9 protein-coding genes are annotated in these 12924 nt (G+C 63.2%); 6 read left to right on the top strand and 3 right to left on the bottom strand.

Going from position 1 to position 12924, the window contains the following annotated elements; translation table 11 throughout:
- Nucleotides 1-21 precede the first annotated feature (21 nt).
- The gene (locus CI41S_RS33640; protein ID WP_139863336.1) at nt 22-1440 is read right to left on the bottom strand and encodes an MFS transporter; all 1419 of its coding nucleotides are present in this window, start codon (nt 1438-1440) and stop codon (nt 22-24) included.
- A 587-nt stretch (nt 1441-2027) separates the two neighbouring features.
- Here CI41S_RS33640 and CI41S_RS33635 point away from each other — a divergent pair.
- From CI41S_RS33635 to CI41S_RS33625, 3 genes are all read left to right on the top strand, one after another.
- Nucleotides 2028-3104: a lysylphosphatidylglycerol synthase transmembrane domain-containing protein gene (locus CI41S_RS33635; protein ID WP_139484926.1), complete on the top strand. Its 1077-nt coding sequence runs from the start codon at nt 2028-2030 to the stop codon at nt 3102-3104.
- A 165-nt stretch (nt 3105-3269) separates the two neighbouring features.
- Nucleotides 3270-5153 (top strand): SGNH/GDSL hydrolase family protein, encoded by a 1884-nt coding sequence (locus CI41S_RS33630; RefSeq protein ID WP_244626774.1) that lies wholly within the window; start codon nt 3270-3272, stop codon nt 5151-5153.
- A 470-nt stretch (nt 5154-5623) separates the two neighbouring features.
- Complete coding sequence (locus tag CI41S_RS33625) at nt 5624-6961, top strand: adenylate/guanylate cyclase domain-containing protein (RefSeq protein WP_139863334.1); 1338 nt, start codon at nt 5624-5626, stop codon at nt 6959-6961.
- A 214-nt stretch (nt 6962-7175) separates the two neighbouring features.
- On the opposite strand, the gene CI41S_RS33620 is transcribed toward CI41S_RS33625, so the two are convergent.
- Together CI41S_RS33620 and CI41S_RS33615 are read right to left on the bottom strand one after the other, a co-directional pair.
- On the bottom strand, nt 7176-7970 hold the full coding sequence (locus CI41S_RS33620; protein WP_139480711.1) for a hypothetical protein: 795 nt from the start codon (nt 7968-7970) through the stop codon (nt 7176-7178).
- Between the two features lie 127 nt (nt 7971-8097).
- Nucleotides 8098-8397 (bottom strand): hypothetical protein, encoded by a 300-nt coding sequence (locus CI41S_RS33615; protein WP_139863333.1) that lies wholly within the window; start codon nt 8395-8397, stop codon nt 8098-8100.
- Nucleotides 8398-9005: 608 nt separating this feature from the next.
- Between CI41S_RS33615 and CI41S_RS33610 the strand changes: the two genes are divergently transcribed.
- The 3 genes from CI41S_RS33610 to CI41S_RS33600 all read left to right on the top strand — a co-directional run bounded on the left by CI41S_RS33610 (nt 9006) and on the right by CI41S_RS33600 (nt 12877).
- Nucleotides 9006-9992, top strand: a complete 987-nt coding sequence (locus CI41S_RS33610; protein ID WP_139863332.1) for a VOC family protein — start codon at nt 9006-9008, stop codon at nt 9990-9992.
- 305 nt (nt 9993-10297) lie between these two features.
- Nucleotides 10298-11887 (top strand): ABC transporter substrate-binding protein, encoded by a 1590-nt coding sequence (locus CI41S_RS33605; RefSeq protein WP_139863331.1) that lies wholly within the window; start codon nt 10298-10300, stop codon nt 11885-11887.
- Between the two features lie 57 nt (nt 11888-11944).
- A complete protein-coding gene (locus CI41S_RS33600) occupies nt 11945-12877 on the top strand; it encodes an ABC transporter permease (RefSeq protein ID WP_139863330.1) in 933 nt (310 codons plus the stop codon).
- Nucleotides 12878-12924: the final 47 nt, after the last annotated feature.

Genomic DNA, 12924 nt, shown 5'->3' with positions numbered 1-12924 from the left:
CCGCGCAATCACCGGCTTCGTTCATTGCCGCGCTTGTGATGACGCCCCGATCCGGATCAGCGCGCCGGCCGCAAGCAGCACGCCCGCCGAGATTACGAGCGAGGCGTGCAGGCCGCTGATGAAGGCCGAGGATGTGCTGATCAGCGAGCCGAACAGCGCGACGCCGAGCACGCTGCCGGTCTGCCGGGTCGCATTCAGCACCCCGGCGGCGATGCCCGCGCGCTCCGGCGCCGCGCTGCCGAGCAGCGTCGACGTCAGCGGCGGCACCAGGAGGCCGAGGCCGCCGCTCATCGCGATCATCTGCAGGCAGAGCGCGAGATAGCTGGTGCCGCGGTCGATGCCGAGCGTTGCGAGGCAGCCGGCCGCGGTGATCGCGGCGCCGACCGCAATCGTTGCCGGCGCGCCGATCCGTTCGGCGACGCGCGGCGCGATCAGGTTGGCCGGCAGCACCGCGGCCAGCATCGGCACGAAAGCAAGCCCGGTCTCGAACGCCGACAGGCCGTTGACGCGCTGGAAGTAGAGGCTGAACACGAAGATCAGCCCGTAAAACGCGACGTTGACGAGCAGGCCGACCAGCGCGCTCAGCGCGAACAGCCGCTCGCCGAACAGCGACAGCGGCAGCATCGGCTGCGGCGCGCGCGCCTCGCGCCACACGAACAGCACCGCGAAGGCCGCCGCCAGCACGAAGCCGGCCAGCACGAACGGACTGCTCCAGCCGAGCGCGCCGCCCTCGATCAGCGCACCGGCCAAGGTGCCGAGCCCGGCGACCGCGGCGAGCTGGCCCGGCATATCGAGCTCGTGCTGGCGATGCCGCGTGGTCTCGCCGGCAAAGCGCCAGGCCAGCCACAGGCCGGCCAGGCCGATCGGCAGGTTGACCAGGAAGATCGCGCGCCAGCCGACCAGCGCGATCAACCCGCCGCCGACGAACGGGCCCGCGGTCAGCGCAAGGCTGGCGCCGGCGGCCCAGACGCCGACCGCGCGGCCGCGCGCCGTCTCGTCGGCATAGGCATGACGCAGCAGCGCCAGCGAATTCGGCACCAGGATCGCCGCGGCCAGTCCCTGCACGCAGCGCGCCGCGATCAGCGTCACCGCGTCCGGCGCCAGGGCACAGGCCAGCGAGGCCGCGGTGAAGATCGCAAAGCCCGCCATGAAGACGCGTTTGGCGCCGATGCGGTCGCCCAGCGCGCCCGCGGTCAGAATGAAGGCGGCAAAGGCGATGGTGTAGGCGCTGACCACCCATTGCAGCTCGGCAACGCCGCCGCCGAGCGAGCCGCCGATCGCATCGAGCGCGGTGTTGACGATGGTGACGTCGAGCTGCACCACGCCGTAGCCGAGGCTCATCGCGGCAAGCGTCAATGTCGTCGCAAGCCCGCCGGGCGCCGCACGGAACGCAGCGGATTGATCCGGCACCGGCCGGAGGTTCGACGATGTCTGTTGCATGAGTTGATCCCTCGCTTTGGCGACCAACGCGAGACATAGGCGTCCGCTCCGATATGACACTTCACTACAGATCGAAGTGTCATCGTGCGGCGTCGCGCGGGGCGTGCCGGCCACGGCCCGCTGCGCGGCGTTTTGCCTCAATAGACCTAGGAATTGGCTCAAGGCGCGCTTGAGCCCTCCAAGACCGGCAGATGCCGGCATCGACTTGATGCTTTGGTAAACGCAGGTCACGGGGGACGGCGCCCCCTCGTGGATGCATATCGTCCATTCGCATAATGGCGTGCGGCCGCGGAGCGACGACATCATGGCAAAATCGGGGAAAACGCTGCTGAAACCTGCCGGAACAGCGCAACGTTCGCTGTATCCGCAGTATTGCGGGGTAGTCGGCCACGACTCACAATCCGCAAGCGGAAACATATGTAGGCCGTATGACAATGAGGACGGACGGGGGACGAAGCTTGGCTTGTCAAGGGCTGCACAACGCGCCGATTTTGCCTTATGGGTCATCGCGCACGGTGCGTTTGCCCGTCGCCCGTCGCCGTCCGTGACCGGGTCCCATTGAAATCGCCGCCCCGCCGGGAGGATGAATGCATCGGCTGCTGACCACGCTCGGGCGTGGCTTCAAGGAAAAGATCGGCTGGAAACGGCTCGGGATCGCTGCCAGTCTGCTCATCATCGTGTTCGCGATCACGACGTTGGTCCGCACGCTGAAGGGCGTGGATACCGCCGTCATCCTGACCGCGCTGACCGACATCGCTCCGCACCGGATCGCGCTGGCGGCGCTGTGCGTGGTCGGGGCGTTCTGCACCCTGACCTTCTATGACTTCTTCGCGCTGCGCACGATCGGCAAGAACCATGTACCCTACCGCATCGCAGCGCTGTCCAGCTTCACCAGCTACACGATCGGCCACAATATCGGCGCCACCGTCTTCACCGGCGGCGCGATCCGCTTCCGGATCTACTCCGACTACGGCCTGACCGCGATCGACGTCGCCAAAATCTGCTTCCTGTCCGGGCTGACGTTCTGGCTCGGCAATCTGTTCGTGCTCGGGATCGGCATGGCCTGGCACCCCTCCGCGGCGTCGGCGATGGACCTGCTGCCGCCGGCGATGAACCGGCTGATCGCGATCGGCTGCCTGACCGGCATCGGCGCCTACTTCGTCTGGCTCCTGACCGGCGAGAAGCGCCGCGAACTCGGCCAGAACGGCTGGAAGGTGATCCTGCCCTCGGCCCGGCTGACGCTGCTGCAGATCCTGATCGGCGTGGTCGATCTCGGCTTCTGCGCGCTGGCGATGTATCTGCTGATGCCGACCGAGCCGCATATCGACTTCGTCTCGCTGGCGGTGGTGTTCATCCTCGCCACCCTGCTCGGCTTCGCCAGCCACGCCCCCGGCTCGATCGGCGTGTTCGACGCGGCGATGCTGGTGGCGCTGCCGGAGTTCAGCAAGGAACAGCTGCTGGCCACGCTGGTGGTGTTCCGCATCCTCTATTTCCTGATCCCGTTCGGGATTTCGATCTCGATCATGGGCATGCGCGAGCTGTGGCTCAACGTGGTGCAGCCCTGGCAGGAACGAAAGCGATTGAGCCAGGCCTGCACGGCCTCGGCGACCGTGCGGCAGCCGATCGAAAGCCGGCAGCAGCGGGTCCGGCGGATGAAAGGTTAATCGCGACGTTCCCGCCCCGCTTGCTGCGGTTTTTCGATCCCTCAAACCCCATTCTCTTATTTTCGCCGTACCGCTAACGTCAAACGCGCCATGCTTGGTCCTTTGGCTCGATTTTCGTTTCGTTCGACGGTGTGCGGTGTGCTGCTCTGCAGCGCGCTCACGGCAATGCTTGCCTCGGCCGCCGAGGCGCAGGACGCACCACTGCAGATCTCCTGGGAGGTGCGCAACCGCTTCCGCCTGTTCCGCGAGGAGCGCGACTTCCGCCTGCATGTTGAAAGCGAGCTCGGCCGCAGCGTGCTGGCCTCGGAGCAGGCGCTGGAAGTGCAGAGCGACGGCCGCGGCTGGGCGCGCAACATGGTCAACCGGCTCTGCATCGACCTGCAGGGCCGGGTCAACGAGCCGTGCAACCGCGACAACGTCAAGGAAAGCTATCTGACGCCGATCGACCACCCGATCGTCGTCCGCCTCACCGGCGCGGTGCCGGTCGGCGCCACCTGCGCCTGGTCGTTCGACGACGGCGACGGGCCGCAGACCTCGACCTTCGACTGCAACGAGCCGATCAATCTGCGGGTCCGCTACGGCCGCACCACGGTCACCACCGTCGACGTCGCGAGCGGCGCCGCGGCCAACCAGCGCGTCACCACCGAGATCGCGGTGCGCGATGTCTTCATCGCCGGCCTCGGCGACAGCATCGCATCCGGCGAGGGCAATCCGGATCGCGCGATTGCGCTGTCCGACGAGGGCTTTTGCTTCCGCTCCTATCTCGGCGGCGCACAGTATTACCGGCCGAGCCGCGCCGGCTTCAAGGGCGGGCGGGCCTGCGAGGCGCCGGACACCCTGGCGAACTGGCAGCGCCACAGCGCGCTGTGGCTCAACTCGGCCTGCCACCGCTCGCTCTACAGCTACCAGACCCGCACCGCGCTGGCGCTCGCCGTACAATACCCGCACATCGCGGTGACCTACCTGCCGCTGGCCTGCACCGGCGCCACCATCGCCGACGGCCTGCTCGGCTCGCAGCAGGCGCGCGAATGCCTGCCGACCAAGTCCGCCAGCAGCTGCTCGGGTTCCGTCAACGGCCAGATTGCCGAGCTGCGCACCGCGCTCGCAGCCGCCAAGCGCCGCCAGCCGGAGCGCACGCTCGACCTCGTGCTGCTGTCGATCGGCGCCAACGACATCTATTTCTCCGGCCTCGTCGCCAACGTCATCGTCGACACCCCGACCGAACGCACGCTGTTCAGCCAGGGCGGCTCGCTGGCCAGCGTCGAGGATGCGCGCGCGGAGCTGACCCGCGACCTGCCGTCCGGCTTCGCCAAGCTGCGCGAGGCGCTGAAGCCGCTGGTCGGCGGCGACCTCTCCCGCGTGATCTACACGGCCTACGCCAATCCGGCGTTGAGCAACGGCGGCACGCCCTGCCCCGGCGGCCGCGCCGGCTTCGAGATCCATCCCTCGTTCAATGCCGATCCGAAGCGGCTCGCCCAGGTCTCGAGCTTCGTGCAGAACGAGTTCCTGCCGCAGCTCAAGGGCATCGCGCAGTGCCAGTCCGGCATCATCTGCCGCGATCCGCAGACCGACCGCATGACCTTCGTTGACGCGCATCAGGACGCGTTCGCAAGCCACGGCTTCTGCGCGCGCGCGGCCAGCGATCCGGAATTCGACCGCGACTGCTTTGCGGCCAATGGCGACAGCTTCGTGTCCGACATCGTCGCCGCCGCCAGCCAGCCGCTGAAATGCGGCCGCAGCGCCGGCGAATACCGCCCCTATCTGCCGCGGGCGCGCTGGATCCGCGACGCCAACGACAGCTATTTCGCGGCGATGACCTATCCGCAGGGCCTGCCGTCCTCGATGCAGCCGAGCGATATCCACGACGCCACCTGGGGCATCCTGTCGGCGGTCTATGGCGGCGCGGTGCATCCGAGCGCCGAAGGCCACGCGGCGATGGCCGATGCCGTCGTGCCGGCCGCAGCCGGCCTGCTGCAACTCGACACTGCCGTCGGCGAGGTGACGTCGCAACCGGTTGCGCCGCTGCAGCTCTCGCCGCAGCAGCGCTGAAAACATGATGAGATTAGGTTGGGTTGGAGCGGCAGCGGAGGTCTACCTCTCCCTTGGGAGAGGCATAGGCCGCCTTTCGGCGGCCGTCCTTGAGAATGCCGAAGCAAGCTTCGGCTTTCGGCGCAGTGCCGGGTGAAGGGTGACGCTCTCTCGCGGGAGCTGCGGCCCCTCACCCGATTTGCTTACGCAAATCGACCTCTCCCCGTCGGGGAGACGTGGACCGAACCAGCGTACTCATAAATTCATCGCGTCCGCTCTTGTCGCGGAAGCTGACGTTGAAGCCGACCTCGCCGCATGTCTGCCTCGGGCCAATTGCAGACCTCATCGTGCTGTCAAAGGGAGATCTCGCCGCATTGGCAGCGTTGGCGGCGAGGAGTATTGTTCGACAAACTGTGTGCCGAGCCGGATACTCTCTACGAGGCAATTGATACCAGCACTGACGAACGGGCCAAGTCCAGTTTAGGTGTCTTATGGCTGCACCGGAAACTCATTACGTCAAGAGCGATGACGTTCATATTGCCTATCAGGTCATTGGAGATGGGTCATTAGACTTAGTATTCGTCCCGGGCTTCGTGTCGCACGTGGAGGCGACTTGGCAGGTACCGGGACGCAGCGCGTTCTTCCGTCGACTGGCATCATTCTCCCGCCTTATCCTTTTCGACAAGCGCGGCACCGGAATGTCAGACCGCGGGTCGCAGATCTTCACCCTTGAGCAGCGCATGCACGACGTGCGCGCGATTTTGGACGAAGTCGGCTCAGAGCGCGCAGTTCTGTTTGGCGTATCCGAGGGCGGCCCGATGTCCTTGCTTTACGCCGCCACGTACCCTGAACGCACGTCGGCGCTGATCTTGTACGGCTGCTACGCTAAGGCCTGTTGCGCGCCAGACTATCCTCTCGGCTGGTCCAATGAGCAATGGCAGCGCTTCGCTGAAAATAGTGTGCGCAATTGGGGCACACCACAGGGAACTGGCATGGAAATATTTGCGCCGAGCCTTGCCCGCGATCCGAGTGCCGCCGAACGCGCCGCTTCCTATTTCCGGACAGCGGCAAGTCCCGGAGCGGCCGCCACAATTTTAAAGATGAACAGCGAAATTGATGTGCGACACGTCCTGCCTGTGATCCGCGCTCCGACCCTCATTTTACATCGCATTGGAGACCAAATGCTCGAGATCGAGCACGCGCGCAGACTAGCTCATGGAATTCCGGGAGCCCAACTGGTCGAGCTGCCTGGGAATGATCATCTATTTTGGGTGGGTGACGCCGGTCCGTTGCTGGACCATGTCGAGCAGTTCTTGACGGGCAAGCACCATGTGCAGGACTGCGACCGGGTCCTCGCTACGGTTCTCTTCGCCGACATCGTGGGATCCACGGAGCGGGCTGTCGCGATTGGTGATCGTTCATGGCGCGAATTGCTCGTGGCATTCCGTGCAAAGGTCCAGGAGACGCTGCGGAATTTCAACGGGCGCGAAATCAATACCGCGGGCGACGGCTTCCTGGCGGCCTTCGACGGCCCAGCGCGAGCGATCCGCTGCGCAGGTGCGATCCGTGAGGCAGCGCGTTCGCTCGGCCTCGAAGTCCGTTGCGGACTTCATACGGGAGAATGCGAGCTGGTCGGTGAAGACCTGGCCGGAATCGCTGTGCACATTGGCGCGCGCGTCGCAGCACTGGCCGCGCCGGGTGAAGTACTCGTTTCCCAGACTGTTCGAGACCTGGTGGCTGGTTCAGGATTAGCGTTCGTAGAACGCGGCATGCACCCATTGAAGGGTGTGCCAAGCGAGTGGCGTCTGTTTCATGCCGTCGTGGATTAACCAACGCTTTACTTGCGGAACGGAACCACAGGGCGATCGATCCGCGACCCGCCATGACCGCTCAGGGGTCAATCGCGTCGGTTTTGCCCAATCTCTATTCGGTCCGGTCTACCCCCTGAGAGCTGACATGCAGGCGACGGGCGGATTTGGTCGCCAAGGGCCAATAGCAGAAGTCGCCGATCAGCTAAGATCACAGGATAAGGGATGACCCAGCCTACTCTTCGGCAAAGGAATCCAGGAGTGACCGAAACCGCTTTCTGATCTCGTCGGCCTGGTAGACGTACTTGCGATTGAAATCCAATGTGAGAACGCCCCATTGGGCTCCGGTCCGATCCGCTATCGTGCAGTCAGATCTCTTGTCCGTGACCTTTCTGCAAACGAAAATCAAAGGGCCTTCAGGCGTATCCTTTAGGTACAGATCAGAATTGGCCGCCTCACATAATTGGTATCCGGACTCGACCGTACGAAAAGCGCCCGAGCCTTTCTCCTCGCACCAACGATTCCATAGAAGCCTCCGTTCGGACCAGTTCAATTCCTCCTGCCCACCGCGGATCGTCGCAACTACCTGATCTCCGTATCCGCCGTCGAACGGGCTCTTTACGAATCTATCGGCGTTATTCGCGGTCCTGGGCTCCAGATTGGGAAGCAGAACGTAAATCTCGAACCTAGTCTCTTTTGGATCACCACTTGATCGATTCAGATCCACCAAATAGTTGCGCGGAATCTTGTAGATCTTGTCGCCAAAAGCGATCGGAATCGTCGTCGTGTCGAGAGACGGATAATTTTGCCGCAGCTCCTCAACAGAGGCACGCCTTTGCAACTTCTCCTCAAAGGGCTCGTGCTTCAGCAGCGGGTCGACAGGTTGATAAAGCATCTTGTAGCTCAGGAAGGAGCCTGCGATCAGCGCAATCGCAACGACCAAGCGGACAACCCACTTCGTCCAGTCGGAAGTTTCTGCGCCGGAGGAGATGCTGGTCGTGTAATCTTGCCTTCGTCCAAACTCAGCCATGTCCCCAGTCCGCTTGCCGCTTCAGGCATCCCTCTTTTGGGTTGTATTATCTATGTTCGTCAACCGTTGGCGCGGCGAGTGCTGAATTTTCGGTGAACGGAAGAGGTCTGCTAGGGCTAAAGCGGCTTCAATCCCAATCCATCCCGGCAGTGACGCCAAGAAACCAGCCGCTGGAGAAAGAGGCACCAAGCATCATGAGATCGGTCGTTGCGGAGAGACCAAGCTTGTCTTGAACATGATTAGATCCGAACAGCACCAGCAGCGTACAAATTGCAGCGCAGAGTGCGGGCCAGAGTGCCCGCCGCTGCGCTACGAGCCGCTGGGCCGGGGCAGCCCACTGAGCGTTGCGTGATAGATTCCGGGATCGACGAAACGATACCTCGAAACTCAAGACGATCACGATCAGACACGCGGTGAGGACGTACATGGACATAATCTTTCGTGCCTGAAGGTTTATCGGCTCGTTCCAAAGAAAGACTTGCCGAGCAGATCGAAGTTTATCAATTGCGATATTGGTTCCGTAACTGGACGCGATGCGCACGAAGTCTGCTATGGGTCAGTCGCGTCGTTTCGGCTTGGTCAAGGCCGTGTCCGGTCTCCCCCTCATTGCCGACAACAACGCGCCGGTCGAGTTTGTCGCGATGGGCCTAATCCGGACTCCATCATGCTCACGGTTCCTACCGTCAAATGCGACGAACAATTGGGACAAGGGGCCAACCGGGACTCGTCACTTGATCGTGTTGGCGCGAGCAATCTGGCCTTGGGCGTCGGCCGGAAGGCGACTCCGCAACCGCGCCTTGACTATGTCGATGCTGTCCGCCGACAACAGCAGACGCCTAAGCAGCGTCGAGGTTGGGTTCTCACACAGCCTGGGCCCCGCCAACTTGGCGGCGTGAATTTGTGACGTTCGCTATTCCGGCTGTCGCGACAACAGGAATATTAGCGGTCCTGTGCGAGCGAACGCCCAAAACTACGATTGCAACGGCGCTCGCCGCCTCTTACCCTTGTCGAGAAAACAACCGGGGAGGATACACCATGGAAATCCAGGCCTTCGGTTATCTCGGCGTCGGCGGGTCGAACCTCGATGATTGGGCCGCATTCGCCACATCAAACATTGGCATGCAGGCCGTGGACCGCGCCAGCTCGATGCGTGCCTTCCGTATGGACGACCGCAAACAGCGCCTGTTCATCGACCGAGCCATTGAGCCGGGCGCTCAGGTCTTCGGCTGGGAAGTCGCCAATGCCGCGGCTCTCGACTCACTCGCTGCCCGCCTCGAAACCGCTGGCGTCGCCGTGAAGCGCGAACCCGCAGAGCTCGCGGACCAGCGCTGTGTGACGGAGTTGATCTCCTTTGCTGATCCAGCCGGCAATCGTTTGGAAGCTTTCCACGGCGCCCAGGTAGCTGACACGGTCTTTAAGCCTGGCCGCGAGATCTCCGGCTTCCGTACTGGCCCGCTAGGCATGGGCCACACCCTTCTGACTTTCCCAGACATCGATGTCGCCCTGGCCTTCTACAAGGACCTGCTGGGGTTTCGCATTAGCGACTTCATGGTTGCCCCGCTGAAGGCTTACTTCATGCATGTCAACTCACGCCACCACAGCGTGGCTCTCGTCGCCGCGCCAGTGCGCAGCATGCATCACCTGCTTGTCGAATATTATCTGCTCGACGACGTCGGTCAGGGGTATGACCTGCTACAGGGTAGCCCGGAGAAAATTGTCGCCACTCTCGGCCGCCACCCGAATGATCTCATGACGTCGTATTACATGCGCACTCCGTCAGAGATCTACGTGGAGTGCGGCTGGGGCGGCAAGGAGGTCGACGACACGACGCCGCCGATGGAGATGACCAGTGTCGGTAGCTTCTGGGGCCACAAGGGCCTATTTGAAGATATTGGCGCGGCTCCCTCGGCCGCGCCGGAAATCGGCCCACGGCGCGCCCCTGTTCAGGTGATGGAAGGCAACTACGAACGCATGGCGGGCACCTGTCCGTGGTGGGATGCGATGCGCGGCAAGACCCGCTAACGCCATGTCCGGCGCTGAAAGCATTGCGGACCTCGACGTCTCAGTCGGGTCAAAAGGACTCAGGTCGAGCATGTTTGATCGGCTCCGCCGCGATGAGCGGACAACTGAGGACTGCGCCCGAAATCCATTCAATCGCAGTTACTTGGATGCCCGCGCAAGTTGCAGGCGAGGCCCAACTGCCATTGGATGAATTGCGGCGAACCTGACCCGGCACAATATTGATCCGGATCGCCGCGACGTGCATCTTGCGCTCGACGTGCCGCGAGTGGTCAACTCAATGATCACTCCTCCTGTTGGGGACAGGCATGATGTTCAGGACGATTGCGATCGCTGTTGGTTTGGGGCTTGCACTTTCCGCTACGGCGGAGGCGCAGACCCCGCGCAAGGGCGGCACCATCAGAATGACGGCGCCCTACGGTTCAAGCTTCACCAGCATGGACATTCATACCTCCCCGCGTGCCCAGGACGAGATCTACGCCAAGGCGCTGCACCGGTCGCTCTACATCTGGAACTCCGCCGAAGGCAAACCGGTGCTGGAGCTTGCCAAGGAGGACATCGTCTCCGGCGGCGGTCTCGTTCATACCTTCAAGCTGCGCGACGACGTCTACTTCCACCATGGCCGCAAGATGACGGCCGACGACATCATCTGGACCTACAATCGCATCGTCGACGGCAGCAAGGCGTATCCCGGCGCGCGCTTCGTCCGCGTCATCGAGGGCGCCGCCGCAGTCGAGAAGGGCCAGGCCAAGGAAATCTCCGGCCTGAAGAAGATCGACGACTTCACGCTGGAAATGAAGCTGACCGAGAAGGTCGACCCCGGCTTCTACTTCTTCAACGCCATCACGTCGATCTATCCCGCTGACGAAGCCGCCAAGGAGAGCTTCATCCAGAAGCCGATCGGCCTCGGACCGTTCAAGTTCGTCGAGCACGTGCCGGGCTCGCGCGTGGTGCTGGAGCGCTGGGAGAAGTTTTACAAACCCGGCAAGCCCTACGCCGACAAGATCGTGGTGTCGCTGATGGCCGAAGCCGCGGCGCGCGACGTCGCCTTCCGCAACAAGGAGATCGACACCTCGGTGCTCGGACCCGCGCAGTACCTCGCCTATCAGGCCGACCCCGCCCTGAAGAGCAGCATCGTCGAGGTCGCCGAAGTCTTCACCCGCTACATGGGGATGAACCCTTCGTTCAAGCCGTTCGCCGACAAGCGGGTCCGGCAGGCGATCAACCATGCGATCGATGCCGACCTGATCATCAACAAGCTGGTCAAGGGCAAGGCCTATCGCGCCACCAGCTGGCTGCCGCTGACCTCGCCCGCTTACGACAAGACCATGAAGCCCTACGCCTTCGATCCGGCCAAGGCGAAGCAGCTGCTCGCGGACGCCGGCTATCCCACGGGCTTCGAATTTGAGTGGACCACCAGCCAGAATGAGAGCTGGGGCCTGCCGATCGTCGAGGCCATCATCCCGATGCTGGACAGAGTGGGCATCAAGGTGAAGGTCAAGCAGGTCGAGACCGCGGTGCTGGCGGAGGTCATCCGCAAGGGCGAATTCCAGGCCTACATCTATTCCCAGGCGACCGGCCCGGATCCCCAGGCGGCGCTGAAATGCTTCCACTCGTCGACGCCGCAATCGGCCTGCAACTACATGAACTTCAAGAACGCCGACTTCGACAAGCTCCTCGATCAGGCCGGGCAGGCTGACGATGGCGAAAAACGCATCGAGCTGCTGCAAAAGGCCAATGCGCTGCTCCAGGAAGAAGCGCCGGTCTGGTTCTTCAACTACAACAAGGCGGTGATGGCGGTGCAGCCCTGGCTCAAGGGCATTCAGCTGAACGCGACCGAGCTGACCCATCAAAACGTCGAAGACCTCTGGGTCGACGAGACCTCGCCGGCGAAGTGACAGGCTCTCGCCCTGCCTCGATCGCACGGGCGATCGAGGCAGGGAGGAACAGTTCCGATGCTCTCCTTCCTGATCCGTCGCATCCTGCAGACCGTTCCGATCGTGCTGGCCGTCGTGCTGGTGATCTTTGTGCTGTTCAGCGTCGTTCCGGGCAGCATCGCATCGACCGCCGATGACGGCCGGGGTCCGACCGACCCGCAGGTGGTCGAACGCATGAAAAAGCAGCTCGGCCTCGACGATCCCGTCTACCTTCGCTTCGGCAAATACATTGCAAGCCTCGCCCAAGGCGATTTCGGCACCTCGTTCCGCACCCGCGAGCCGGTCACCACCATGATCGCCAAGCGGATGTGGCCGACGCTGCAGTTGATCTTCGCCGCCATCGTTTTTGCGATCGTGATCGGCGTCCCGCTCGGTTTCATTGCCGCGCTGCGGCCGGGGGGCGTCGTCGACACCGTCTCGATGGTCGTCGCGGTGTCGGGCCTCTCGATCGCAAAATTCTGGCTCGGCCTGCTCTTGATGTACGTGTTTGCGCTGAAGCTCGGCTGGCTGCCGAGCTTTGGCTATGGCGATGGCGGACTCAAATACCTGATCCTGCCAGCCGTCTCGCTCGGGGTCTCGCCGATGGCGCTGCTGGCGCGGACGACGCGGGCCGCGGTGCTCGAGATCATGACCGCGGACTTCGTGCGGACCGCGCGCTCGAAGGGCATGAGCGAGACCCGGGTGGTGCAGTGGCACGTGATGCGCAACGCGCTGGTCCTCATCCTCACCACGGTCGGCCTGCAGTTCGGCGCGCTGATGGGACAGGCGGTCGTCGTCGAAAAACTATTCTCCTGGCCGGGCATCGGCTCGCTGCTGGTCGACAGCGTGCTGCAGCGCGACATCCCCGCCGTTCAGGGCTCCATTCTCGTCGTGGTGCTGTTCTTCCTGGCGATCAACACCTTGATCGACGTGCTCTATGGCGTGATCGATCCCAGGATCAGATACGCATGAGCGTCGGTAGGCTTGATCACGCCCGGGTACGATTGATTGCGCCGCCT

It is taken from the genome of Bradyrhizobium ivorense, from assembly GCF_900696085.1.
Classification (GTDB): domain Bacteria; phylum Pseudomonadota; class Alphaproteobacteria; order Rhizobiales; family Xanthobacteraceae; genus Bradyrhizobium; species Bradyrhizobium ivorense.
This window is presented reverse-complemented; position numbering and strand designations above follow the sequence as displayed.

Coding starts and splice junctions, on each gene's coding strand:
- CI41S_RS33625 (WP_139863334.1), top strand. CDS start 5,624: ATGGCTGCACCGGAAACTCATTACGTCAAGAGCGATGACGTTCATATT.
- CI41S_RS33605 (WP_139863331.1), top strand. CDS start 10,298: ATGATGTTCAGGACGATTGCGATCGCTGTTGGTTTGGGGCTTGCACTT.
- CI41S_RS33640 (WP_139863336.1), bottom strand. CDS start 1,440: ATGCAACAGACATCGTCGAACCTCCGGCCGGTGCCGGATCAATCCGCT.
- CI41S_RS33610 (WP_139863332.1), top strand. CDS start 9,006: ATGGAAATCCAGGCCTTCGGTTATCTCGGCGTCGGCGGGTCGAACCTC.
- CI41S_RS33620 (WP_139480711.1), bottom strand. CDS start 7,970: ATGGCTGAGTTTGGACGAAGGCAAGATTACACGACCAGCATCTCCTCC.
- CI41S_RS33635 (WP_139484926.1), top strand. CDS start 2,028: ATGCATCGGCTGCTGACCACGCTCGGGCGTGGCTTCAAGGAAAAGATC.
- CI41S_RS33615 (WP_139863333.1), bottom strand. CDS start 8,397: ATGTACGTCCTCACCGCGTGTCTGATCGTGATCGTCTTGAGTTTCGAG.
- CI41S_RS33630 (WP_244626774.1), top strand. CDS start 3,270: ATGCTTGCCTCGGCCGCCGAGGCGCAGGACGCACCACTGCAGATCTCC.
- CI41S_RS33600 (WP_139863330.1), top strand. CDS start 11,945: ATGCTCTCCTTCCTGATCCGTCGCATCCTGCAGACCGTTCCGATCGTG.